Here is a 24,473-nt window from a genome sequence, read left to right on the forward strand (position 1 = left end):
TTTCATATAGAAGTTTCGGTAAAACCGTAATTAAAACCATTACATATGGAGGTCTACATGAGTGTTCCAAAGTATAAACGCGTTGTCTTAAAGTTAAGTGGAGAGGCATTGGCAGGAGATGCTGGATTCGGTATTAACCCGACAGTCATTAAATCCATTGCAGAACAAGTGAAAGAAATCGCAGAGTTAGATGTGGAAGTAGCAGTTGTTGTTGGTGGCGGAAATATTTGGCGAGGCAAGATCGGTAGTGAAATGGGCATGGACCGTGCTACAGCCGATTACATGGGGATGCTAGCAACAGTTATGAATTCAATGGCTTTACAAGATAGTTTAGAACAATTAGGTATTGAAACTCGTGTTCAAACATCTATTGAAATGCGTCAAGTGGCCGAACCTTATATTCGTCGTCGTGCGATTCGTCATTTAGAAAAGAAACGCGTTGTTATTTTCGCAGCCGGTACAGGAAACCCTTACTTCTCTACAGATACAACTGCTGCATTAAGAGCGGCTGAAATTGAAGCAGAAGTGATTTTAATGGCGAAAAATAATGTAGACGGTGTCTATTCTGCGGATCCGCGTGTTGATAAAGAAGCCGTCAAATATAACGAGCTTTCCTATCTAGACGTGTTAAAAGAAGGTTTAGCAGTTATGGATTCTACAGCTTCTTCTTTATGTATGGATAACGACATTCCATTAATCGTGTTCTCTGTAATGGAAGATGGAAATATTAAACGTGTGGTCATGGGAGATAATATTGGAACAATTGTTAGGGGGAAAGAATAATGCCAACTAAAGTAATGGAACAATTAAATGATAAAATGACAAAAGCGATTCAAGCTTTCACAAGAGAGTTATCTTCAATTCGTGCGGGGCGTGCAAGCGCGCAACTATTAGATCGCATAACAGTTGAGTATTACGGAGCGCCAACACCAATTAACCAACTGGCTTCTGTTTCAGTACCAGAAGCTAGACTGTTAGTTATTCAACCTTATGATAAAACAGCGCTAGGCGATATCGAAAAAGCGATTTTAAAATCAGATTTAGGGTTAACACCGTCTAATGATGGCTCTGTCATCCGTCTTGCTTTCCCTGCTTTAACAGAAGAGCGTCGTAAAGAATTAGCAAAGCTAGTAAAGAAAGAAGCAGAAGAAGCAAAAGTTGGGATTCGTAATATTCGTCGTGATGCCAATGAGGACTTTAAAAAGCTTGAAAAAGCAGGCGAGATTACTGAGGATGCTTTACGTGGTCACACGGAAGATGTTCAAAAGCAAACCGATCAATTTATTACGAAAATTGATGAAATCGCCAAAGACAAAGAAAAAGAAATCATGGAAGTTTAACGATTATAAACCCTCTTCTTTGTAAGGGGGTTTTCTTGTTTTTACGAAGAAAAATGAAATACATAAAATTCTACAAAGTAATCATCGAGAGATTTTGGTATTATAATAGGTAGTGTTTTTAATTATATTGATGAGGTTACATTTTGGAGGATATTTTATGATCAACAAAAAGAAGTTGTGGGGAAGCAATCAAGTCCATCATACTGAAGATAAGATTGAACAAATCAAAAAAGAGTCAATTCCGGAGCATATCGCCATTATTATGGATGGGAATGGAAGGTGGGCGAAGAAAAGAGCTCTTCCTAGAGTGGCCGGTCATCATGAAGGAATGAAAACCGTTAGAAAAATCACGAGATTAGCTAATCGTTTAGGAGTAAAAACGTTAACTTTATATGCTTTTTCGACGGAAAATTGGAAGCGTCCTAAGCTAGAAGTGGATTTTTTGATGAAGCTTCCAGAAGAGTTTCTCGGCACATTTTTACCTGAGTTAATTGAGGAAAATGTCCGGGTAGAGATGATGGGAGATCGAGAGCAAGTTCCCGCACATACATTACGTGCAGTCGACAAAGCGAGCAAAAAAACGGAACATAATGATGGACTCATTTTAAACTTTGCTTTGAACTATGGGAGTAGAGCGGAGATATTAGATGCCGTGAAAGGTATTATGCATGATACCAAAAAAGGTATACTAAAGGAAGAGGACTTAAATGAAGAAGTCTTTTCCTCCTATTTAATGACGAAGCATTTAAACGACCCAGACTTGCTGATTAGAACAAGTGGAGAAATACGCTTGAGTAATTTTATGCTTTGGCAGCTCGCGTACACTGAGTTTTGGTTTTCTGATGTGCTGTGGCCGGATTTTAATGAAAACCACTTGTTAGAAGCCGTTGAAGCTTATCAGCGACGCTCTCGTCGATTTGGTGGCTTACAATCATAAATTTGAATTTCGATGAAAGTTAGGAGTTTATAAAATGAAACAACGTATTATAACAGCTGTCATTGCTGCCTCCGTTTTTTTACCAATTGTCCTTTATGGTGGTTGGCCATTTTTGCTACTAGCCTTTTTGATGGCCGTCATAGGACTCGGAGAAGCATTAAAAATGAAAAAGATTCCGTTGGCTTCTATACCAGGCATTTTATCAATAGTCATGTTGACTGTACTGTTGATTCCTAATAAGATGAGCGGTGTTATTGAACAGGCAGGCTATGACAAATTGCAGCTAATGTTGCTTGTCGTTCTATTGTTATTAGTCTACATGGTCATGTCTAAAAATCGCTTTACATTTGAAGATGCCAGCTTTTGCACCCTTTCTGTATTATATATCGGGTTTGGTTTTTACTATTTTATGGAGACGAGAGAAGCGGGTATCGTGTTTGTCTTCTTTGCTTTATTTATTACATGGGCAACCGATTCCGGAGCCTACTTCATTGGACGTTCTTTCGGAAAGAACAAATTATGGCCAGACATTAGCCCGAAAAAAACAGTGGAGGGTTCTTTAGGAGGTATCCTTTCAGCTGTTGTTGTTGCCTTATTGTTTTATTTCTTTGCCGATATGAATATCGCATTAGTACAGCTATTGATCGGTACGGTCGTGCTGTCGGCGTTTGGGCAGATGGGTGACCTTGTTGAATCAGCTTTAAAACGTCATTTTGGTGTGAAGGATTCAGGGACGATTTTACCTGGGCATGGAGGAATTTTAGATCGTGTCGATAGTTGGTTGTTTGTGTTCCCGCTTATCCACATTTTACAAATTGTTAGTTAGAGTTTGGTTGAGGAGTTGAAGGAGTTTGAAGAAGATTAGTCTATTAGGAGCGACGGGCTCGATTGGACAGCAAACACTAGATGTGATTAAGCATCATAGCGACGATTTTACACTAGTTGCTTTTTCTGCTGGGAGAAATATAGAGGAAACAAGAAAAATCATCCACGCGTTTCAACCGGAATTAGTGTCGGTTCAGGAAAAAGACGACGCTTTGCGTCTCCAGGCAGAGTTCCCCTTCTTAAACATTAAGTATGGGGAAGAAGGGCTTGTGGAAGTAGCTGTCTTTCCTAAAGCAGAAGTATTGGTCAATGCTGTACTTGGCAGTGTCGGTTTGTTTCCGACGATGCAAGCGATTGAAGCAGGTAAGACGATTGCAATTGCGAACAAGGAAACATTAGTGACGGCGGGGCATTTAGTGATGGAAGCTGCTAAAAAGCATCATGTCCGTTTATTGCCTGTCGATAGTGAACACTCGGCTATTTTTCAATGTTTACAAGGTGAGCAATCAAAAAATATTGAGCGTTTAATTTTGACGGCATCTGGAGGGAGCTTTCGTGATCGCTCTCGAGAACAATTGAAAGATGTGACTGTGAAAGAGGCACTCAACCATCCGAACTGGTCAATGGGAGCCAAAATTACCATTGATTCGGCGACGATGATGAATAAAGGTCTAGAAGTGATTGAAGCTCATTGGTTGTTTCATTTGCCATATGAGCAAATAGATGTTATTTTACATCGTGAAAGTATGATTCATTCGATGGTCGAATTTCACGATAGCTCCGTGATCGCTCAATTAGGAACGCCGGATATGCGAGTGCCTATTCAATATGCCTTAACGTATCCAGATCGTTTCGTGCAACCAGGTTCTAAACGCTTAGACTTAGTAGAAATAGGGAAACTCCATTTTGAAAAAATGGATATGGAGCGCTTTCGAATGCTAGCGTTAGCTTATGAGGCAGGTAAGGCTGGCGGAACGATGCCTACAGTATTAAATGCTGCCAATGAAGCAGCCGTCGCCGCTTTTCTTGCTGGCAAGATTTCGTTTTTACAAATCGATGAATTGGTGGAGCGTTCGTTAGAGAACCATAAGCAAATTTTGCATCCGGATTTAGAAACGATTCAGCGCACGGATCAAGAAGCAAGGGATTTCGTCCATTCACTTTTATAAAAAAAAGGTGGTTATCTATTTGAACACAGTGATAGCGTTTATTGTTATATTTGGCGCGCTCGTTTTTTTCCATGAATTGGGGCATTTTATTTTTGCCAAACGAGCGGGTATCCTTTGCCGAGAATTTGCGATTGGTTTTGGACCAAAAGTATTTGCTCATAAAAAAGGAGAAACGATTTATACGCTTCGTCTCTTACCGTTAGGTGGTTATGTTCGTATGGCTGGTGAAGACCCGGAAATGGTCGATTTAAAAGCCGGTCATCGAATTGGTATCGTCTGTAATGAGCAAGAGGAAATTGTGAAAATTATTGTTAACGGAAAAGACCGTTATCCAAGAGCGCGTGTGATTGAAGTGGAGCAAGCGGACCTTGAACATCAGCTACTTATACGCGGCTATGAGGATGGAGAAGAGGAATTGAAATCTTTCTCGATTCATCGGGAAGCTGTCATTGTCGAGGATGGAATGGAAACACAAATTTCTCCATGGGATCGTCAGTTTGCGTCAAAAACACTTGGGCAACGGTCGATGGCGATTTTTGCTGGACCGCTGTTTAACTTTATTTTAGCTTTCTTCTTATTTGTCATTATCGCTTGGATTCAAGGGATTCCGACGAACGAAGCAAAGTTAGGCGAATTAACAGCAGATGGCGCCGCACAAGAAGCAGGGTTAGCCGAGGGAGACCAAATCATCAGCATCAATGGTGAAGGGGTTTCAAGTTGGGAAGAAATTGTCAGTTTGATTCAGAAAAATCCGCAATCAGAACTGGACTTCACAGTAGAAAGGGATGGAAATACGCTACAAGTTCCTGTAACACCAAATGTCCGTGAAATCGAAGGAAAAGAAATGGGTGTAATTGGTGTTTACAGTCCAGTTGAAAAAGATTTCTTCGGTTCCATTGTCTATGGAGCGAAAGAAACGTACCAATGGACGATAAAAATCTTTCAACTGGTTGGTGAACTAGTGACAGGTCAATTTTCCATCGATATGCTTTCTGGACCAGTTGGAATTTATGTTTCTACAGAGACCGTTGCCGAGTCTGGTATAATGAATTTAATGAGATGGGCCGGGCTATTAAGCATCAACCTTGGGATTATGAATTTATTGCCGCTTCCAGCTCTTGATGGTGGTAGATTGTTATTCTTCCTAGTAGAAGCAGTTCGAGGCAAGCCGATCGATCGCCATAAAGAAGGAATGGTCCATTTTGTCGGATTTGCATTATTAATGCTGTTAATGATCGTTGTTACTTGGAATGATATTCAACGATTCTTTTTACAATAATATAGTTTGAGGTGTATGTCATGAAACAAAGCCAAACGTTAATTCCTACATTAAGAGAAACTCCTGCTGATGCAGAAGTGAAAAATCACCAGCTATTATTAAAAGCTGGATTCATTAGACAAAATGCGAGCGGGGTATACAGCTATTTACCGCTCGGCAAAAAAATGTTGCGCAAAGTGGAAGAAATTGTCCGCGAAGAAATGGACGCTGCTGGAGCAGTTGAACTGTTAATGCCTGCTTTACAACAAGCAGAGCTGTGGCAAGAATCAGGCCGCTGGTACACGTATGGTCCAGAATTAATGCGTTTAAAAGATCGTCATGATCGTGAATTTGCTTTAGGAGCGACTCATGAGGAGGTCATCACTAGCTTAGTTCGTGATGAAGTTAAATCATACAAGCGTTTGCCGTTAACGTTGTATCAAATTCAAACAAAATTCCGTGATGAAAAGCGTCCACGTTTTGGCTTGCTTCGTGGAAGAGAGTTTGTCATGAAGGATGCCTATTCTTTCCATGCTTCTCAGGAAAGTCTAGACGAAGTGTATGACCGTTTATTTACGGCTTATTCGAATGTGTTCCGTCGCTGTGGCTTGAATTTCCGAGCGGTCATTGCCGACTCTGGAGCGATGGGTGGTAAAGACACACATGAATTTATGGTGTTATCCGACATTGGAGAGGATACGATTGCTTATTCGGATCAGTCCGATTATGCAGCGAACATCGAAATGGCTCCAGTTGTGACAACGTATGAAAAGAGCGGCGAAGCAGAAAAAGAGAAAGAAAAAATCGCTACGCCTAATGCGAAAACGATTGAAGATGTCTCTGCTTTATTGAATGTCTCAGCAGAAACATGTATTAAGTCTCTTTTATTTAAAGTAGATGAAGAATACGTGCTTATCCTTGCAAGAGGGGATCATGAAGTAAATGATATTAAGCTGAAAAACTTACTGAATGCTGAGCAAGTCGAACTAGCTCTTCCAGAAGAAGTGAATGAAGTTTTAGGCTGCTCCATTGGATCTCTTGGCCCTGTCGGGGTGAAGGGGGATGTGAAAGTCATCGCCGATCATGCCGTACAAGCGATAACAAATATGGTGTGTGGTGCGAATGACGAAGGCTTCCACTATATTAATGTGAACGCAGAAAGAGATTTCGCGGTCGATCAATATGCCGATCTTCGCTTTATTCAAGAAGGAGATGCTTCTCCAGATGGACAAGGTACGATTAAGTTTGCAAAAGGAATTGAAGTCGGTCATGTCTTTAAATTAGGCACTCGCTATAGTGAAGCGATGAATGCGACGTATTTGGATGAAAATGGACGCACGCAACCGATGATTATGGGATGTTACGGCATTGGCGTATCACGTACGTTAGCTGCCGTTGCTGAACAATTTAATGATGAGCAAGGCTTTGTTTGGCCGAAAGCCTTAACTCCATATGATGTGCATCTCGTACCAATTAATATGAAAGATGATCACCAACGCGAATTAGCGGAAGAATTGTATGGCTCACTACGTGAAAAACGTTTTGACGTGTTGATGGATGATCGTGCTGAACGACCTGGTGTTAAATTTGCTGACAGTGATTTAATCGGTTTACCGGTTCGAATTACAGTGGGTAAAAAGGCAGCAGAAGGAATTGTAGAAATAAAGGTACGAGTGACAGGAGAAATGATAGAAGTGGCTAAAGAACAATTAGTTGCTACATTAGAGGAATTGTTCGGTACATTAGCTTAATGGATAAATGAAATTTACTATCAAACTTCTAGATATAAACGAGAGGTTTTTGGTAAAAGAGAGAAAAAGGTGCCTGCTTTAGGTGCCTTTTTCTGCCGATTATAAAAAGTTGGGAGGCGTAAAAATGAGTGAAGAATCCCAAGGGAAGCGACAAAGGTTTCAATTACTATTACAGCAGTTACATTTAACAGACGATGCCATCGTCAAGCACTTTGAAGGAGCAGAAATCGCTAAGCTGACCGTTGAGCGCCAACAGAGAAGATGGCATTTTTCATTTTTAGTGGAGCAAATAGTTCCTAGTCAAGTGTTAGAGCTGTTTGCGAACCAGTTAGCGCAAACTTTTAAAGAAATTGCGACAGTCACATTTTCAATGAAAGCAAGAAATCCGGAAGTGTCCGATGTGTTGATCGGACAATATTGGAACTTATGCATTAAGCAATTAGAAGGTATCTCACCGCCGATGCTTGCTTTACTAACGAAGCAATTACCTGCTATCAAAGGCAATAAGCTTGTCGTTGCAGTCAATAATGAAGCGGAAGGGATGGCATTAAAAAATAAGTATGGAGACTGGGTCGTCCAGGTGTATCAAAATTATGGCTTCCCTTCTTTTTCTTTTGATGTTGAAGTAAGTCAAGCAGAAAAAGATGAAGCTTTTCAACAATTTTTAGAGGCGAAGCAAAAAGAAGACGCTGAGCGAGCGATGCAAGCGGTTGTTGATATGCAAAAACGAGAAGCAAGTGCCAAAGAAGAAGGGCAGGAATTTGATGGCCCATTAATGCTTGGATTGAAAATCAAAGACGATGCTGAATTTAAAAAGCTCGAAGAAATTCAAGATGAAGAGCGCCGGATTGCGATCGAAGGATATGTATTTGATGCGGAAACAAAAGAACTTCGCAGTGGTCGAACATTGCTTACTTTTAAAATTACCGATTACACCGATTCCTTGCTAGTAAAAATGTTTTCTCGGGATAAAGAAGATGCGGCTCTTTTCAACAGAGTGAAAAAAGGAATGTGGGTAAGAGCACGAGGAACGGTTCAGAATGATACATTTGTTCGAGATCTCGTGATGATTGCTAATGACGTTAATGAAATTCCTCCAGTTACTCGTCAAGATCTAGCGCCAGAAGATGAAAAGCGAGTCGAGCTGCATTTGCATACACCAATGAGCCAAATGGATGCCGTGACGTCAGTAAGTGAACTGGTTGCCCAAGCAAGTAAATGGGGCCATAAAGCGATCGCGATTACCGATCATGCCGTCGCTCAATCTTTTCCAGAAGCGTACAGTGCCGGAAAGAAAAATGGGATTAAAATATTGTACGGTCTTGAGGCAAATTTAGTTGATGATGGCGTACCGATTGCTTATCATGACGCTCATCGGTTTTTACCAGATGAAACGTATGTCGTCTTTGACGTGGAGACGACAGGATTATCGGCTGTTTATGACACGATTATCGAATTAGCGGGTGTCAAGATTAAGGATGGAGAGATTATTGATCGCTTTGAATCGTTTGCCAATCCACACCATCCGTTATCCGCGACTACAATTAACCTAACTGGAATTACCGATGATTTAGTGGAAAATGCGCCTGAAGTGGAAGAGGTATTACAAAAGTTTAAAGAATGGACAGCGGATGCGATTTTCGTCGCTCATAACGCTTCCTTTGATATGGGCTTCTTGCAAGCTGGTTATGAACGATACAACATTGAAAAGGCAACAAATCCGGTCATTGATACGTTAGAATTAGCGCGTTTTTTATATCCTAGTATGAAAAACCATCGCTTAAATACGTTAGCTAAGAAATTCGATGTCGAATTAACTCAGCATCACCGGGCGATTTATGATGCCGAAGCGACAGGCTATTTAATGTTGAAAATGCTTCAAGATGCCGCTGAAAAAGGGATTACGTATCATGATCAATTTAACGATCATATGGGTGAAGGAGATGCTTACAAGCGAGCGCGTCCTTATCATTGTACGATTCTTGCCCAAACTGATGTCGGCTTAAAAAACTTGTTTAAATTAGTATCGATTTCTCATATTAATTATTTTTATCGTGTGCCACGAATTCCACGTTCGTTGTTACAAAAATATCGCGAAGGCTTGATCATCGGTTCAGCTTGCGATAAAGGCGAAGTATTTGAGAGCATGATGCAAAAAGGAAGCGAAGAAGCGGAGAAAAAAGCGGCTTTTTACGATTACTTAGAAATTCATCCGAAAGAAGTGTATGCGCATTTACTAGAGCTTGAACTTGTTCGTGATGATCATGCACTTGAAGACATTCTTTCTAACATTGTCGAGATCGGTGAAAAGATGAATCTACCTGTTTGTGCTACAGGAAATGTTCATTATTTAAATCCTACAGATAAGATTCATCGCAAAATTTTAGTCAATTCTCAAGGGGGAGCGAATCCGCTCAACCGCCATCAATTGCCGGATGTTCATTTTCGAACAACGAATGAAATGCTCGATGCTTTCGGTTTTTTAGGTAAGGAGAAAGCGAAAGAAGTCGTCGTAGTTAACCCGAATAAAATTGCGGATCGTTTAGATGAAATTAAGCCGATTAAGGATGATCTATATACCCCTAAAATTGAAGGGGCAGATGATGAGACGCGTGAAATGAGTTATGACATGGCGCGCAGTATATACGGAGAGGAACTTCCAGACATCGTAGAGGCCCGTTTAGAAAAAGAGTTAAAAAGTATTATCGGGCACGGTTTTGCCGTTATTTATTTGATTTCACATAAACTTGTAAAAAAATCACTGATAGATGGCTACCTTGTTGGTTCACGTGGTTCGGTAGGGTCATCCTTCGTTGCGACGATGATGGAAATTACTGAAGTCAATCCATTGCCACCGCATTATGTCTGTTCGAAATGTAAGCAGTCGGAATTCTTTAATGATGGTTCCGTTGGTTCTGGTTTTGACTTACCTGATAAAGAGTGTCCAACTTGCGGAATTCCATATAAAAAAGATGGCCATGACATCCCATTTGAAACGTTTCTTGGGTTTAAAGGGGATAAAGTCCCGGATATTGATTTGAGTGTGACACGTTCTTAACTGAAAAGGTTAAGCACTAGTATTTGCTAGGAGAACTGCTATTTCGAAGTGTGGAATGATGGGGTAACGTCCTGAAACGCACTCACTGAAGCTACGGCAAGCGATGGAGATATTGCAAACATCAACATCGTTTGAAGCCCGTTAAAGCAGGCTGAAGTTCACCCTAACGTTTAAGACGAGGAAAGGAAGGTATTAACTTTCTGTGAATGATAGGTCTGGTGTCTATAAAATTCCTATGGTTAGAATCAGTAGAATCACTGGGACGAACCCTCGACTGACTTTTCGTGAATGTCACGTAGTAGAAATGTTACGGAGTCCATGTTAGGACTTCTGAGTGTGGATGAGTAAGCGTTTGGTTATGAAAATCCATATTGTGTTACAGGCACAATCAAGCTCAGCGGAATTTAGGGGGAGCCTAAGGGAATATGTACAGATAGAAATAGTGGAACGTGTGAAGCTCTCGACATATAGAGAAGGTTGCACTTCGATGACGATGGTATGTGGAAAGGCAAATTGCTATAACACATTTTATGAGAGTGGCAGTAGTGCTGTAGTACCGATGAAGAAATGCCGCTGATGACTGAATACTCAATAGGTCGGAGGATAAAACATTTCAGAGGGAAGGGCACAAGTCGTTAATGTTGAAACTAAACCTACAATAAGTCAGATTCGTGTATGACTAAAGAGAACGAAAACTTCGCAAAGGAGTGATTAGTTGGCTGACTTAATGATTCAAAAGCTAAGAAATAACGAATATTTTGGCTTACAACCAATTTTCGATAATCTTTATGAACAGAGCAAAAGTGATCGCTATTTTACAGACATTTATAAGCTGATTATTTCTGAAGAAAACATTTTATTAGCCTTTCGAAACTTGAAAAGCAATACGGGCAGTAAAACGAAAGGTACAAACGGACATACGATTAAGCATTTGAATAAAATGGATGCCGATGAATTAGTTAGACTAACAAGGAAAAGACTTGAGAACTACTCGCCACATGCGGTTAGGAGATTATTCATTCCGAAGCCAAATGGCAAGATGAGACCACTTGGTATTCCAACAATTGAAGATAGATTAATACAACAAATGTTCTTGCAAGTGCTTGAACCGATTGTGGAAGCGAGGTTTCATCCTCAGAGCTATGGATTTAGACCAAAAAGAAGTACACATGATGCACTAGCAAGATGTTATCACATGGTCAATCATAGTCATCAGCACTTCGTGGTTGATGTAGATATCAAAGGATTTTTCGATAACGTGAATCATAAAAAACTAATAAGGCAGCTATGGACGATAGGAATAAGGGACAAGAAAGTTTTATCTATTGTTAAAAAGATGCTTAAAGCTGAAATTACAGGTGAAGGCATTTCTACAAAAGGGACTCCACAAGGTGGTATTTTATCGCCACTACTTACCAATGTAGTGCTGAATGAATTAGATTGGTGGGTTTCTAATCAGTGGGAAACAAAGCCGACTAGAGTACCCTATAAACTGAAACGAAATAAAACGGATGCACTGAAAAAGACAAGGCTAAAGCCAATGTATCTTGTTAGATACGCAGATGATTTTAAAATATTCACAAACTCTTATGAAAATGCTAGGAAGATTAAAATAGCAGTGGAAAAATGGCTCAAAGAAAGATTAGGGCTTGAGATAAGTGAAGAAAAAAGTAAAATCACTAATTTGCGTAAAAACGGTACAGATTTTTTAGGTATTCGATTTAGAGCAGTTCAAAAGGGAGATGCTAAAACAGGTTATATTGTAAATTCAAAAATGGACCCAAAAGCAAAACAAAAGGTGCAAGGGGTCATAAGGCATCAGTTAGTAAAACTTCGAAAAAGTCCTACCCCAGAAAAAGTGATGAATTTCAATGCGAATATTCTTGGGTTGCATAACTATTACAAGATTGCGACAAGGATATCTCAAGACTTCAATGAGATAAGACATCAAGTTCATCCGAATATTAAATCATTGATATTTAGAAATATATTCGTGAAAACGAAAGAAACAAACAATGTCATTGATAAATTTTATGGGGACTATAGTTGTCCAAGATTTAAAAGCAATGGATTGCTGGTATATCCTATTGAAGCGATTCGGCATGATATACGAGGACAGAGAAAACCTGAATTTACGATTTACAACGAGAATGACAGGTCCTCAATTCATAAAGATTTGAAACAAGTGTCTGTTCGTGAAATTGAAATGTTTCGTAAGGGAATATATAAAGCGAAAAGTATATTGTATGAAAACAACCGTTTAAGCAAATATGTGGCTCAAAAAGGATGTTGCGGTATAACAGGGGAACGTTTGACGCCCCATAATGCAATCTGCCACCATATTAAGCCAACAGCACAAGCTGGAAGTGATGAGTATGACAATTTGCTTATTATTAATAAGAAATATCATATGCTTATTCACAATAAAGACCCGATTGTGAATAAAGATTACGAAAAAATGTTAGCTAAGTTCGAAAAGAAAGCAATAATAAAGCTAAACAGGCTAAGAACGGAAGTAGGAAATCCAAAGCTTAGCCTATAACCTTCAACAAAATTAACGATGGAACGCCGTGTGAGTGTGAAAGCCTCATGCACGGTGTGGAGTGGGGGAAAAGCTAGAGATAATATCAAAGGTTTACCTATCACTATACTTCTCTGGTGAGTATCAACCGAGAGCGCATAACTATACAAAAGTACTGTTTGGTGAAGAGAATGTGTATCGTGCGGGAACGATCGGTACCGTCGCTGATAAAACGGCCTTTGGATATGTAAAGGGCTACGCTGCGGATAATGATTTGCAAATTCGTGGAGCGGAAGTCGATCGTTTAGCAAAAGGCTGTACAGGAGTAAAGCGGACGACAGGCCAGCATCCTGGGGGAATTATCGTTGTTCCTGATTACATGGATATTTATGATTTTTCACCGATTCAATACCCAGCTGATAGTGATAAATCGGAATGGAAAACGACCCACTTTGACTTCCATTCTATCCATGACAACTTATTAAAGCTTGATATTCTTGGACACGATGATCCGACTGTGATCCGGATGCTTCAGGATTTATCGGGAATTGATCCGAAAACGATTCCTACCGATGATCCAGAAGTGATGAAAATTTTTAGCGGAACGGAATCACTCGGTGTGACAGAAGAACAAATTATGTGTAAAACGGGAACGCTTGGCATTCCGGAATTCGGAACAAGATTCGTTCGTCAAATGCTTGAAGATACGAAACCGACGACGTTTTCAGAGCTTGTACAGATTTCTGGATTATCTCATGGGACGGACGTTTGGCTTGGCAATGCGCAAGAGTTGGTTCACAACGGCATTTGTGAATTGAGCGATGTAATCGGCTGTCGTGATGATATTATGGTGTATTTAATTTACCAGGATCTCGATCCAGCCTTCGCCTTTAAAATTATGGAGTCCGTTCGTAAAGGAAAAGGACTAACGGAGGAAATGGAAGAGGAAATGCGCAATAAAAAAGTTCCAGAGTGGTACATTGATTCGTGTAAAAAGATCAAATACATGTTTCCAAAGGCTCACGCTGCTGCATATGTACTAATGGCGGTGCGGATTGCTTATTTTAAAGTACATTTACCGCTACTTTATTATGCTGCCTATTTTACTGTGCGTGCAGAGGATTTTGATATTGAAGCGATGGTAAGAGGCTCGGCGGCGATTAAATCGAAGCTAGAGGAGATCAATGCGAAAGGACTCGATGCTTCACCGAAAGAAAAGAACTTACTGACCGTTTTAGAGTTATCTCTTGAAATGAGTGAGCGCGGATTTTCTTTTCAAAAAGTGGATTTATACCGCTCAAGTGCCGATCAATTCGTGATAGATGGCCAATCTCTTATCCCGCCGTTTAATTCGATTCCAGGTTTAGGAACGAACGCTGCTTATAATATTGTTAAAGCGCGTGAAGAAGGAGAATTTCTCTCGAAGGAAGATTTACAGCAACGAGGCAAGGTATCGAAAACCATTATTGAGTATTTAGATAATCACGGCTGTCTCGCTTCACTACCTGATCAAAATCAATTGTCATTATTTTAGCCTTGACATACCTTAGTTGCATATATGCGATGGATGTGGTATATTTTTAATGGAAATACTAATTGATAACTCTCTGTGAAAGAGTGGGGCATCCCCACTCTTTCGTGTTTGTATAGAGTTTCATTTCTTGGTCCGGAAAGCTAGTCAACCAGGAGGTATTAGATGAGCAAAGTAATGGAAATCGTAGAAGAGCTAGTAACACCAATCACAGAAGATTTAAACTTGGAATTAGTCGACATTGAATACGTCAAAGAAGGTAAGAACTGGTTTTTGCGTATTTATATCGACAAAGAAACGGGTGTGGATATTGAAGAATGTGGCATCGTGAGTGAACGTTTAAGCGAGCAACTAGATGCGAAAGATCCTATTCCATACAACTATTTCCTTGAGGTATCTTCGCCAGGAGCGGAGAGACCGCTGAAAAAAACAAAAGACTTCGAAAGAGCCATCGGCAAAAGAGTACATGTGAAAACGTATGAAGCGATTGATGGTGAAAAAGCTTTTGAAGGCACATTATTATCCTATGACCAAGAATCATTGACCGTTGAATATATGGTCAAAACAAGAAAAAAACAAGTGGAAATTCCGATGGAGAAAGTAGCGAAAGCACGCCTTGCTGTTTCCTTCTCTTAAATGATAGAGGAGAGTGGAGGCCCACCCTCATTTTTGCCGAATGAATCGGCTTTTTCAATGAAATGATGGATGAAAGGGAATTTGTTTTTGAAGAACTTTCCATAAAGGATCGTTTGAATTAATTTAAGGGGGCGGAACGTTCGATGAGCACTGAATTATATGATGCTCTTTTGTACTTAGAGAAAGAAAAAGGAATTGAAAGAGATGTGATCATTGAGGCAATTGAAGCAGCACTTGTTTCTGCCTATAAGCGCAACTTTAATCAAGCGCAAAATGTTCGCGTGGATTTGAATTTAGCCACAGGTACAATGCGTGTATTTGCACGTAAAGAAGTGGTAGACGAAGTATTTGATAGTCGCTTAGAAATTTCAGAAACGGATGCGCGAGAAGTAAATCCAGCCTATGAAATTGGCGATATTGTAGAGTTAGAAGTAACACCGAAGGACTTTGGTCGCATTGCCGCTCAAACGGCGAAGCAAGTAGTTACTCAACGCGTGCGTGAAGCGGAAAGAGGAATTATTTATTCCGAATTTATCGACCGTGAAGAAGATATTATGACTGGGATCGTTCAACGTCAAGATTCTCGTTTTATCTATGTGAGCCTCGGCAAAATCGAAGCTTTATTACCGTTATCTGAACAAATGCCGAATGAAAGCTATAAGCCACATGACCGCATTAAAGTCTTTATTACAAAAGTAGAGAGAACGACAAAAGGCCCACAAATCTTTGTTTCAAGAACGCATCCAGGCTTATTAAAGCGCTTGTTTGAAATTGAAGTGCCGGAAATCTTCGATGGTACGGTTGAAATCCGTTCGGTTTCACGCGAAGCAGGAGATCGTTCGAAAATCTCTGTCTATGCAGAAAATCCAGAAATTGATCCTGTCGGTGCATGCGTTGGTCCAAAAGGGAACCGTGTACAAGCGATTGTCAATGAACTAAAAGGCGAGAAAATTGACATTGTAAAATGGTCGGAAGACCCAGTCGTTTTTGTTGCTAACGCTTTAAGTCCATCGAAAGTGGTCGATGTACAAGTAGACGAAGAGAACAAAGCGACAACAGTCGTTGTACCGGATTATCAGCTTTCTCTTGCAATTGGAAAAAGAGGTCAAAATGCTCGTTTAGCTGCCAAATTAACGAACTGGAAGATCGATATTAAGAGCGAATCAGATGCTCGCGAAGCCGGGATTTATCCGCGAGAAGACATCGTGATCCAATCTGTAGATGAAGAAGCTTATGACTTTTCCTCCGAAGAAATTGAATAAGAGGTGAAGAATGATGGCTAACCAAAAAAAAGTTCCATTAAGAAAATGCGTAGCAACAGGCGAAATGAAATCTAAAAAAGAAATGGTAAGAATCGTCCGTTCGAAAGAAGGAGACGTATCTGTTGACTTAACGGGTAAAAAATCTGGGCGTGGAGCTTATTTATCTAAAAATAAAGAAGCTGTTGAATTAGCGAAAAAAAGAGGGATCTTATCCCGACATTTAAGTGCAGAGGTACCAGATGCTATTTTCGAGGAATTGTGGTCTCTTGTGGAAAAGGAGAATCATTAATTGATGAAGCAACCTCAATGGGTAGGATTACTCGGATTAGCTAACCGTGCAAGAAAAATTATTTCTGGTGAAGAACTGACAGTAAAGGAAATTCAAAGAGGCCAAGCGAAGCTGATTTTGCTGTCGATGGATGCTTCACCTAATACAAAGAAGAAAATTCAAGATAAAGCAAATTTTTATCGAGTGCCCGTAAGATGGGTAGATGATCGATATGTTCTAGGTCAGGCAATTGGCAAAGAGGCTAGAGTTGTTTTAGCGGTGCTTGATTCAGGCTTTGCCAACAAGCTTTCTACCCTCCTTGATGATTATACGCAAGGGTGAACATATCATGGCTTAAAAAGTGTATGAATATGCGAAAGAAAAAAACGTGTCAAATAAAGTAGTCATTGATAAGTTGAAAGAGTGGAATATTGAAGTCTCTAATCATATGACTGTTATTGACAAGGGGGCTACACAAACATTGGATAAATCATTAAATCAATCAAAAACAAGTAATACACAAAGTGCTGGTAAAGGTTCTACATCGAAACCAAAACAGGGAGCAAAATCTCAAGGTAATAAGAGAAATCCTCATCAAAAAGGAAATAATAAAGCTCAAGGACGTAATAGACAAGGCAACAAACAAAAAAACGTCAAACCTGCTGTACCGACTCCACCTAAAGTGAAAGAATTACCAGAAAAAATTACATTTACTGAATCATTAACAGTAACGGAATTGGCTAAGAAATTAAATCGTGAGCCGTCTGAAATTATTAAAAAGTTGTTCATGTTAGGTGTAATGGCTACGATTAACCAAGAATTAGAAGGCGATGCGATTGAATTAATTGCTGGTGAATACGGTGTGGAAGTAGAAGAAGAAATCTTAATTGATAAAGCAGATCTAGAAGTGTATTTTGAAGTTGATGAAGAAGAGGAAGTAATTGAAAGACCAGCAGTAGTAACGATCATGGGACACGTCGACCATGGGAAAACAACGCTTCTTGATTCTATTCGAAACACGAAGGTCACTGAAGGAGAAGCTGGCGGAATTACCCAGCATATCGGTGCGTATCAAATTGAGGAGCAAGACAAAAAAATCACGTTCCTTGATACACCTGGACATGCGGCGTTTACAACGATGCGTGCTCGCGGAGCGAAAATTACAGATATCACAATCCTTGTTGTGGCTGCGGATGATGGAGTTATGCCACAAACAATTGAAGCGATCAATCATGCGAAAGCGGCAGAAGTACCGATTATTGTTGCTGTCAACAAAATTGATAAGCCAACAGCGAACCCAGATCGCGTAATGCAAGAATTGACTGAGCATGGTCTTTTACCAGAAGCTTGGGGCGGCGAAACGATTTTCGTTCCTCTATCAGCGAAACACGGTGAAGGAATTGACACATTGATTGAAATGATTCTACTTGTTGCTGAAGTAGAAGAGCTGAAGGCGAATCCAGATCGTCGTGCGATTGGAACAGTGATCGAGGCTCAGCTTGATAAAGGCCGCGGTTCTGTTGCGACGTTACTCGTTCAAAACGGTACGTTAAATGTAGGAGACCCAATCGTTGTTGGTAACACGTTCGGTCGTGTACGTGCGATGGTCAATGATCTAGGACGTCGAGTGAAAGTAGCCGGACCTTCTACACCTGTAGAAATTACCGGATTAAATGATGTACCATTAGCGGGAGACCGTTTCGTCGTGTTTGAAGATGAGAAAACAGCTCGCCAAATCGGTGAATCCCGTGCTCAAGAGGCGTTACAAGCGCAACGTAGCGAGAAATCACGCGTGAGCTTAGATAACTTGTTTGAACATATGAAACAAGGGGAAATGAAAGATTTAAATATCGTATTAAAAGCCGATGTTCAAGGGTCGCTTGAAGCCGTTGCTGCTGCCCTGCAAAAGCTTGAAGTAGAAGGCGTAAATGTGAAAATCATTCACACAGGTGTTGGAGCGATTACTGAGTCAGATGTTATTCTTGCCTCAGCTTCTAACGCAATCGTTATTGGCTTCAATGTACGCCCAGATGTGAATGCGAAACGTGCAGCGGAAGCGGAAGAAGTAGATGTACGTCTTCACCGCATCATTTATAAAGTGATCGAAGAAATTGAAGCGGCGATGAAAGGAATGCTTGATCCAGAATTCCAAGAAAAAATTATCGGTCAAGCAGAAGTCCGTCAAACATTTAAAGTATCGAAAGTCGGTACCATTGCTGGATCTTATGTGACAGAAGGAAAAATCACTCGCGATAGCGGTGTTCGCTTAATTCGTGATGGCATCGTAATTTTTGAAGGGGAAGTGGATGCACTAAGACGCTTCAAAGATGATGCGAAAGAAGTCGCTCAAGGTTATGAGTGCGGAATCACGATTAAAAACTTCAATGATGTGAAGGAAGGCGACATTATTGAAGCCTTCATTGAAGAGGAAATTGAGCGTAAATGATTGGTTGCGTTAAAGTAGAATATGTCATTCATGAGTCCCATTCTTTAAAAGAAAAGCGGGCCGTGCTTCAACGTACAATCACTCGCCTAAAGCAAAAATTAAATGTGTCTGTTGCTGAAACGAACCATCAAGATGTTTGGCAACGGACGCAGCTTACCATTGTCACCGTTGCTTCCTCCAAACAGGCAACTGAGAGGGAACTAGAAAATGCACTAAAATTTCTAGACTCTTTTCCTGAATGGGAGCGGCTGATGACATCTTATGAATGGTTATAAAGAGGTGAACAAAGATGACGCTTCGTTCGAATCGTGTCGGAGAACAAATGAAAAAAGAGTTAACGGATATTTTAAACCGTAAAGTGAAGGACCCTCGCATTGGCTTTATTACAGTGACAGATGTAGAAGTCACTGGAGATCTCCAACAAGCGAAGGTTTATATTACTGTGCTTGGCGATGAGCAAAAACGGGAAGAAACGTTAAAAGCTCTTGCTAAAGCGAAAGGATTTATCCGTTCTGAAGTTGGACAGAGAATCCGTCTTCGTAAAACACCAGAGTTATTGTTCGAATTCGATGAATCGATTGCTTACGGAAATCGAATTGATGCGCTGCTAAGAGAAATTGACAGCGAATAATAAAAGGAAGGGTCTTTCGCTTCTTCAATTGAATGCCTATAGACTTTTTTCTATATTTCATTCATGAAGAGGCTTAAGACCTCTTTTTTTTACGAAGAAAATGAACAAGGAGAGAATCAGGATGAACGGTATATTACCACTTTGGAAAGAAAAAGGAATGACCTCTCATGACTGCGTTTTCCGCATTAGAAAAATTTTGCGTACAAAAAAAGTCGGGCATACAGGTACGCTTGATCCTGATGTTGAGGGAGTTTTGCCCATTTGTATCGGTCGAGCAACGAAATTATCTGAGTATATCATGAATTCAGGGAAAGAGTATGTTGCCGAAGTGATGATCGGTCACTCTACAACAACAGAAGATGCTTCTGGTGAGACTGTGGAACAAAAAACGATAACGGAATCATTTTCGAGGGAAGATGTTTTACGTGTATTGCAGTCTTTAACGGGGGAGATTGTTCAAACTCCACCGATGTACTCAGCTGTCAAGGTTAATGGAAAGCGATTATATGAATACGCTCGACAAGGAATCGAAGTGGAACGTCCTTCTAGAAGGGTTGTCATTGAAGGTATTGAACTTCTTGATGATCGAGAAATGTTTACTGGCGAGTCGATTCGTTTTTCAATTAGAGTAGCTTGTGGGAAAGGAACGTATATCCGTACCCTTGCTGTCATGATTGGAGAAAGACTAGGTTATCCTGCTCATATGTCACACTTGGTGAGAACTTCATCCGGTGGATTTACTCAAGCCGACTGTTTAACTCTTAAGGAGCTAGAGGAGAAGCAAGAAAATAACGAAGTCGAGAGTTGGTTACACCCACTTGAAAAAGGAGTTTCCCATTTGCCGAAATGGGAGATAAGTGATACATTAGCAGAGAAAGTGAAAAACGGCGCTGTGCTTGATCAGCCAAATGATTGGCCAGCAGGAGAAACAGAAGCTGCCGTCATTGTTCATGGGCATTTACTAGCTATATATGGTCTACATCCGACAAAGCCGGGAAAGATCAAGCCCGTCAAAGTATTAGGTGATTGACCAGGAAGAAGGGTGAAAAAAGTGGAAATGATCATGTTGCATCATCCTCATCAATTACAAAGAGAAAGCTTACCACCGCTCGTTATGGCTCTTGGTTTTTTTGACGGTGTGCATAAAGGTCATCAACAAGTGATTCAAACAGCCGTGAACAAAGCACGAGAGTTAGGTATCAAAAGTGCAGTCATGACCTTTGACCCGCATCCCTCCGTTGTGTTAGGTCGAAAGCATAAGCAAATTAAATATATTACGCCATTACAAGAAAAGAAGAAAGTCATTGAATCGCTTGATGTGGATTACTTATTTGTCGTGCGGTTTACTTCTGATTTTGCTGCTTTAGAACCGCAACAATTTATTGATAGCTATATTATTGGTTTACATGTCGTACATGTCGTAGCTGGTTTTGATTATACGTACGGTAGATTAGGTAAGGGAACGATGGAGACGATTCATTTTCATTCTCGAAGTCAATTTGATTATACGACGGTTGATAAATTGGAACATGAAGCAGAAAAAGTGAGTTCCACAAGAATAAGGACACTGCTTGAAGAGGGACAAATGGAGATGGTAAATCAATTAGTTAGTCGACCATATGAAGTGAGAGGGACCGTTATTCATGGAGATAAGCGCGGAAGGAAAATCGGCTTTCCGACTGCCAATGTTGAAGTAAGTACGGATTTTATCATCCCGAAAACAGGTGTGTATGCGGTGAAGATCAAAGTGAAAGGTCAGTGGTATAAAGGGGTTTGTAATGTTGGATACAGACCAACATTTAAAAATCCGGATGAACCTTCACTATCCATTGAAGTACATATTTTTGATTTTCAATACTCGATTTACGGAGAGGAAGTAACTATTCAATGGTTTGTCCATATTCGAGGAGAGCAGAAATTTAACGGCATTGAAGCGCTTGTCCAGCAAATTGAACAAGATAAACAAATGGCGATGGATTACTTAGCTAAGCAATCATAATGTGACCCTTCAATCAATGAAGGGATTGAGTCTCGTTAATACGAGATAAAAAGCTTGCATTTTGATAGAGTATCCGATACAATTGAGACCGTATAAATTGAACCTTTGCTTGGCATCGCGCCACTCCGACGCATGCTCAGTAACAGGGGATTTTAAAATTTAAGGAGGAATTACAAATGGCATTAACTCAAGAACGTAAGAACGAAATCATTAACCAATTTAAAACACACGAGAGTGACACTGGATCTCCAGAAGTACAAATCGCTGTACTTACTGAGCAAATCAACACGCTAAACGATCACTTACGTACTCACAAAAAAGATCATCATTCACGTCGTGGTCTTTTAAAAATGGTAGGACGTCGTCGTAACTTGTTAACATACCTTCGTAACAAAGACGTTTCACGCTACCGTGAATTAATTCAAAAACTTGGCTTACGTCGATAAGCAATGCGAGAAGCGGGATTTTTTCCCGCTTTTTTATTACGTTTAAAACATTTGGTATTTACTTACATTTGATGTTAAAAATAAATGCTTAACGAATGTGTTTTCAGTAAATAATACATAAGATAGGTAATTTAAAGGTTATGTCTTTGCAGAGCATTCAACGAATGTTATGCTATTATGTAGGATTGCAAATTATTCATCATTTTTATTGATATAGAGAGGGGTTCATTTATGGAGCAAGGGAAACAAGCATTTTCCATAGAATGGGCAGGCCGAACGCTGACTGTAGAAATCGGCGAGGTCGCTAAACAAGCAAATGGAGCAGCACTAATCCATTATGGAGATACGGTTGTGTTAAGCACAGCAACAGCATCAAAAGAAGCAAAAGCAGTAGACTTTTTCCCACTGACAGTCAATTATGAAGAGCGTTTATATGCGGTAGGGAAAATTCCGGGTGGATTCATTAAGCGTGAAGGTCGTCCGAGTGAAAAAGCGACGTTAGCTAGTCGTTTAATCGATCGTCCAATTCGTCCGTTGTTTGCAGACGGATTCCGTAATGAAGTACAAGTTATTAGTATTGTCATGAGTGTCGATCAAGATTGTTCTTCTGAAATGGCAGCGATGTTTGGTTCTTCTTTAGCATTAAGCGTTTCGGATATCCCATTTGAAGGCCCGATTGCTGGAGTTGTGGTAGGTCGCATCGATGGTGAGTTCATCATCAATCCATCTGTTGAACAAATGGAGAAAAGTGACATGAACTTAACGGTTGCTGGTACGAAAGATGCGATCAACATGGTTGAAGCTGGCGCGGATGAAGTACCTGAAGAAGTAATGCTTGAAGCGATTATGTTCGGGCATGAAGAAATTAAACGACTGATTGCTTTCCAAGAAGAAATCGTTCAAGCAATTGGCAAAGAAAAGCTCGAAATAGAGCTATATGAAATTGATGTAGACATTGACCAAAAAATTCGCGCTCTTTGCGAGCAAGAGATGGTTCAAGCGATTCAAGTGCAAGAAAAGCATGCGCGTGAAGAAGCGATCACAGTAGTGAAAAATGCAGTGAAAGAAAAGTTTGTTGAAGAAGAAGCCGATGACGAAACGATGAAACAAGTTGGTCAAATGCTAGATAAGCTTGTGAAGGAAGAAGTTCGTCGCTTAATCACGGTTGAAAAGATTCGACCAGATGGACGCCAAATCGATGAAATCCGTCCACTCGCTTCAACGACTAATATTTTACCACGTACGCATGGTTCTGGTATGTTCACGCGTGGACAAACACAAGTACTAAGCATTTGTACACTTGGTGCTCTAGGCGATGTGCAAATTTTAGATGGACTAGGTGTAGAGGAATCGAAACGCTTTATGCACCATTACAACTTCCCTTCCTTCAGTGTCGGTGAAACTCGTCCGCTTCGTGCGCCTGGTCGCCGTGAAATTGGACATGGGGCTTTAGGAGAAAGAGCGCTTGAACCAATTGTTCCTAGCGAAAAGGACTTCCCATACACAATTCGTCTTGTGTCAGAAGTATTGGAATCCAATGGTTCTTCTTCTCAAGCAAGTATTTGTGCAAGTACGATGGCTATGATGGATGCAGGTGTGCCAATTAAAGCTCCAGTAGCTGGGATTGCAATGGGACTTGTGAAGTCTGGTGAACATTATACGGTGTTAACAGACATTCAAGGGCTAGAAGATCACTTAGGTGATATGGACTTTAAAGTGGCAGGAACATCTAAAGGGGTAACGGCGCTTCAAATGGACATTAAGATTGAAGGACTTAGCCGAGAAATTCTTGAAGAAGCCTTGCAACAAGCAAAAGTAGGTCGAATGCAGATTCTAGATCATATGATGGCGACGATTTCTGAGCCGCGTGAAGAATTATCTGCCTATGCACCGAAGATTTTAACAATGAAAATTAATCCAGATAAGATCCGTGATGTGATCGGACCAAGTGGAAAACAAATCAACAAAATCATTGATGAAACAGGCGTTAAGATTGATATCGAGCAAGATGGAACGATCTTCATTTCTTCTACAGATGCAGCGAAAAATAATGAAGCAAAGAAAATTATTGAAGATATCGTTCGCGAGGCGGTAGTTGGTCAAATGTATTTAGGAACGGTGAAACGCATTGAGAAATTCGGTGCCTTTGTTGAATTATTCCCAGGTAAAGATGGGCTCGTGCATATTTCTGAATTAGCAGAAGAGCGTGTTCGCAAAGTAGAAGATGTTCTTTCCCTTGGAGATCAAGTATTGGTGAAAGTCATTAGTATTGACGAACAAGGACGAGTGAATGTTTCACGTAAAGCGGTATTAAAAGAGCAAAAGGAAGCCGCTGAAAAGCAGCAAGAATCTTAATAGTAAAGTCTGTCATAATGGGGTCTGTCTCTCATGAACT

The 24,473-nt window shown here is 40.4% G+C and carries 19 protein-coding genes and 2 pseudogenes; all 21 read left to right on the plus strand.

Translation table 11 applies throughout. The annotated features are described in order from the left end of the window. Positions 1–57 precede the first annotated feature (57 nt). The gene (gene pyrH, locus ACSVDJ_RS07105) at positions 58–783 is read left to right on the plus strand and encodes a UMP kinase (RefSeq protein ID WP_439169200.1); all 726 of its coding nucleotides are present in this window, start codon (positions 58–60) and stop codon (positions 781–783) included. Beyond that, complete coding sequence (frr, locus tag ACSVDJ_RS07110; protein ID WP_439169199.1) at positions 783–1,340, plus strand: ribosome recycling factor; 558 nt, start codon at positions 783–785, stop codon at positions 1,338–1,340. Before pyrH ends, frr begins: the two co-directional genes overlap by 1 nt. Positions 1,341–1,497: 157 nt before the next feature. Then, the gene (uppS, locus tag ACSVDJ_RS07115) at positions 1,498–2,277 is read left to right on the plus strand and encodes an undecaprenyl pyrophosphate synthase (protein ID WP_439169198.1); all 780 of its coding nucleotides are present in this window, start codon (positions 1,498–1,500) and stop codon (positions 2,275–2,277) included. A gap of 34 nt (positions 2,278–2,311) precedes the next feature. Further along, on the plus strand, positions 2,312–3,103 hold the full coding sequence (locus tag ACSVDJ_RS07120) for a phosphatidate cytidylyltransferase (protein ID WP_439169196.1): 792 nt from the start codon (positions 2,312–2,314) through the stop codon (positions 3,101–3,103). A gap of 25 nt (positions 3,104–3,128) precedes the next feature. After that, entirely contained in the window at positions 3,129–4,271 is a 1,143-nt protein-coding gene (gene dxr / locus ACSVDJ_RS07125) for a 1-deoxy-D-xylulose-5-phosphate reductoisomerase (protein ID WP_439169195.1), read from the plus strand. Between the two features lie 19 nt (positions 4,272–4,290). Further along, positions 4,291–5,550 carry an RIP metalloprotease RseP gene (rseP, locus tag ACSVDJ_RS07130; RefSeq protein WP_439169194.1) on the plus strand — a complete coding sequence of 420 codons (1,260 nt, stop codon included), beginning with the start codon at positions 4,291–4,293 and terminating at the stop codon, positions 5,548–5,550. Between the two features lie 20 nt (positions 5,551–5,570). Beyond that, the gene (locus ACSVDJ_RS07135; protein WP_439169193.1) at positions 5,571–7,280 is read left to right on the plus strand and encodes a proline--tRNA ligase; all 1,710 of its coding nucleotides are present in this window, start codon (positions 5,571–5,573) and stop codon (positions 7,278–7,280) included. 124 nt (positions 7,281–7,404) lie between these two features. Continuing rightward, positions 7,405–10,323 (plus strand): annotated as a pseudogene (locus tag ACSVDJ_RS07140) (PolC-type DNA polymerase III); the annotation flags it as partial. Positions 10,324–11,053: 730 nt separating this feature from the next. Then, positions 11,054–12,880 (plus strand): group II intron reverse transcriptase/maturase, encoded by a 1,827-nt coding sequence (gene ltrA, locus ACSVDJ_RS07145; RefSeq protein ID WP_439169191.1) that lies wholly within the window; start codon positions 11,054–11,056, stop codon positions 12,878–12,880. Between the two features lie 97 nt (positions 12,881–12,977). Next, positions 12,978–14,393 (plus strand): annotated as a pseudogene (locus ACSVDJ_RS07150) (PolC-type DNA polymerase III); the annotation flags it as partial. Between the two features lie 162 nt (positions 14,394–14,555). Beyond that, positions 14,556–15,026 carry a ribosome maturation factor RimP gene (gene rimP, locus ACSVDJ_RS07155; protein WP_439169190.1) on the plus strand — a complete coding sequence of 157 codons (471 nt, stop codon included), beginning with the start codon at positions 14,556–14,558 and terminating at the stop codon, positions 15,024–15,026. Between the two features lie 143 nt (positions 15,027–15,169). Then, complete coding sequence (nusA, locus tag ACSVDJ_RS07160; protein ID WP_439169189.1) at positions 15,170–16,288, plus strand: transcription termination factor NusA; 1,119 nt, start codon at positions 15,170–15,172, stop codon at positions 16,286–16,288. A 13-nt stretch (positions 16,289–16,301) separates the two neighbouring features. Then, positions 16,302–16,577, plus strand: a complete 276-nt coding sequence (rnpM, locus tag ACSVDJ_RS07165) for an RNase P modulator RnpM (RefSeq protein WP_439169314.1) — start codon at positions 16,302–16,304, stop codon at positions 16,575–16,577. Positions 16,578–16,580: 3 nt separating this feature from the next. Beyond that, positions 16,581–16,898 (plus strand): YlxQ family RNA-binding protein, encoded by a 318-nt coding sequence (locus ACSVDJ_RS07170; protein WP_439169312.1) that lies wholly within the window; start codon positions 16,581–16,583, stop codon positions 16,896–16,898. A gap of 46 nt (positions 16,899–16,944) precedes the next feature. Then, a complete protein-coding gene (gene infB / locus ACSVDJ_RS07175) occupies positions 16,945–19,002 on the plus strand; it encodes a translation initiation factor IF-2 (protein ID WP_439169188.1) in 2,058 nt (685 codons plus the stop codon). Next, positions 18,999–19,277 carry a DUF503 domain-containing protein gene (locus ACSVDJ_RS07180; protein WP_439169187.1) on the plus strand — a complete coding sequence of 93 codons (279 nt, stop codon included), beginning with the start codon at positions 18,999–19,001 and terminating at the stop codon, positions 19,275–19,277. The genes infB and ACSVDJ_RS07180 overlap by 4 nt, the downstream gene beginning before the upstream one ends. 14 nt (positions 19,278–19,291) lie before the next feature. Continuing rightward, entirely contained in the window at positions 19,292–19,633 is a 342-nt protein-coding gene (rbfA, locus tag ACSVDJ_RS07185) for a 30S ribosome-binding factor RbfA (RefSeq protein WP_338754069.1), read from the plus strand. Positions 19,634–19,754: 121 nt separating this feature from the next. Further along, positions 19,755–20,663: a tRNA pseudouridine(55) synthase TruB gene (truB, locus tag ACSVDJ_RS07190; RefSeq protein WP_439169186.1), complete on the plus strand. Its 909-nt coding sequence runs from the start codon at positions 19,755–19,757 to the stop codon at positions 20,661–20,663. Between the two features lie 21 nt (positions 20,664–20,684). After that, positions 20,685–21,632 carry a bifunctional riboflavin kinase/FAD synthetase gene (ribF, locus tag ACSVDJ_RS07195; protein ID WP_439169311.1) on the plus strand — a complete coding sequence of 316 codons (948 nt, stop codon included), beginning with the start codon at positions 20,685–20,687 and terminating at the stop codon, positions 21,630–21,632. Between the two features lie 176 nt (positions 21,633–21,808). Continuing rightward, entirely contained in the window at positions 21,809–22,078 is a 270-nt protein-coding gene (gene rpsO / locus ACSVDJ_RS07200) for a 30S ribosomal protein S15 (protein ID WP_439169185.1), read from the plus strand. A 231-nt stretch (positions 22,079–22,309) separates the two neighbouring features. After that, a complete protein-coding gene (gene pnp / locus ACSVDJ_RS07205; protein WP_439169183.1) occupies positions 22,310–24,433 on the plus strand; it encodes a polyribonucleotide nucleotidyltransferase in 2,124 nt (707 codons plus the stop codon). The last annotated feature ends 40 nt before the right edge of the window (positions 24,434–24,473 follow it).

Origin of the sequence: Bacillus sp. Hm123 (assembly GCF_051842975.2) — a bacterium.
Classification (GTDB): domain Bacteria; phylum Bacillota; class Bacilli; order Bacillales; family Domibacillaceae; genus Bacillus_CE.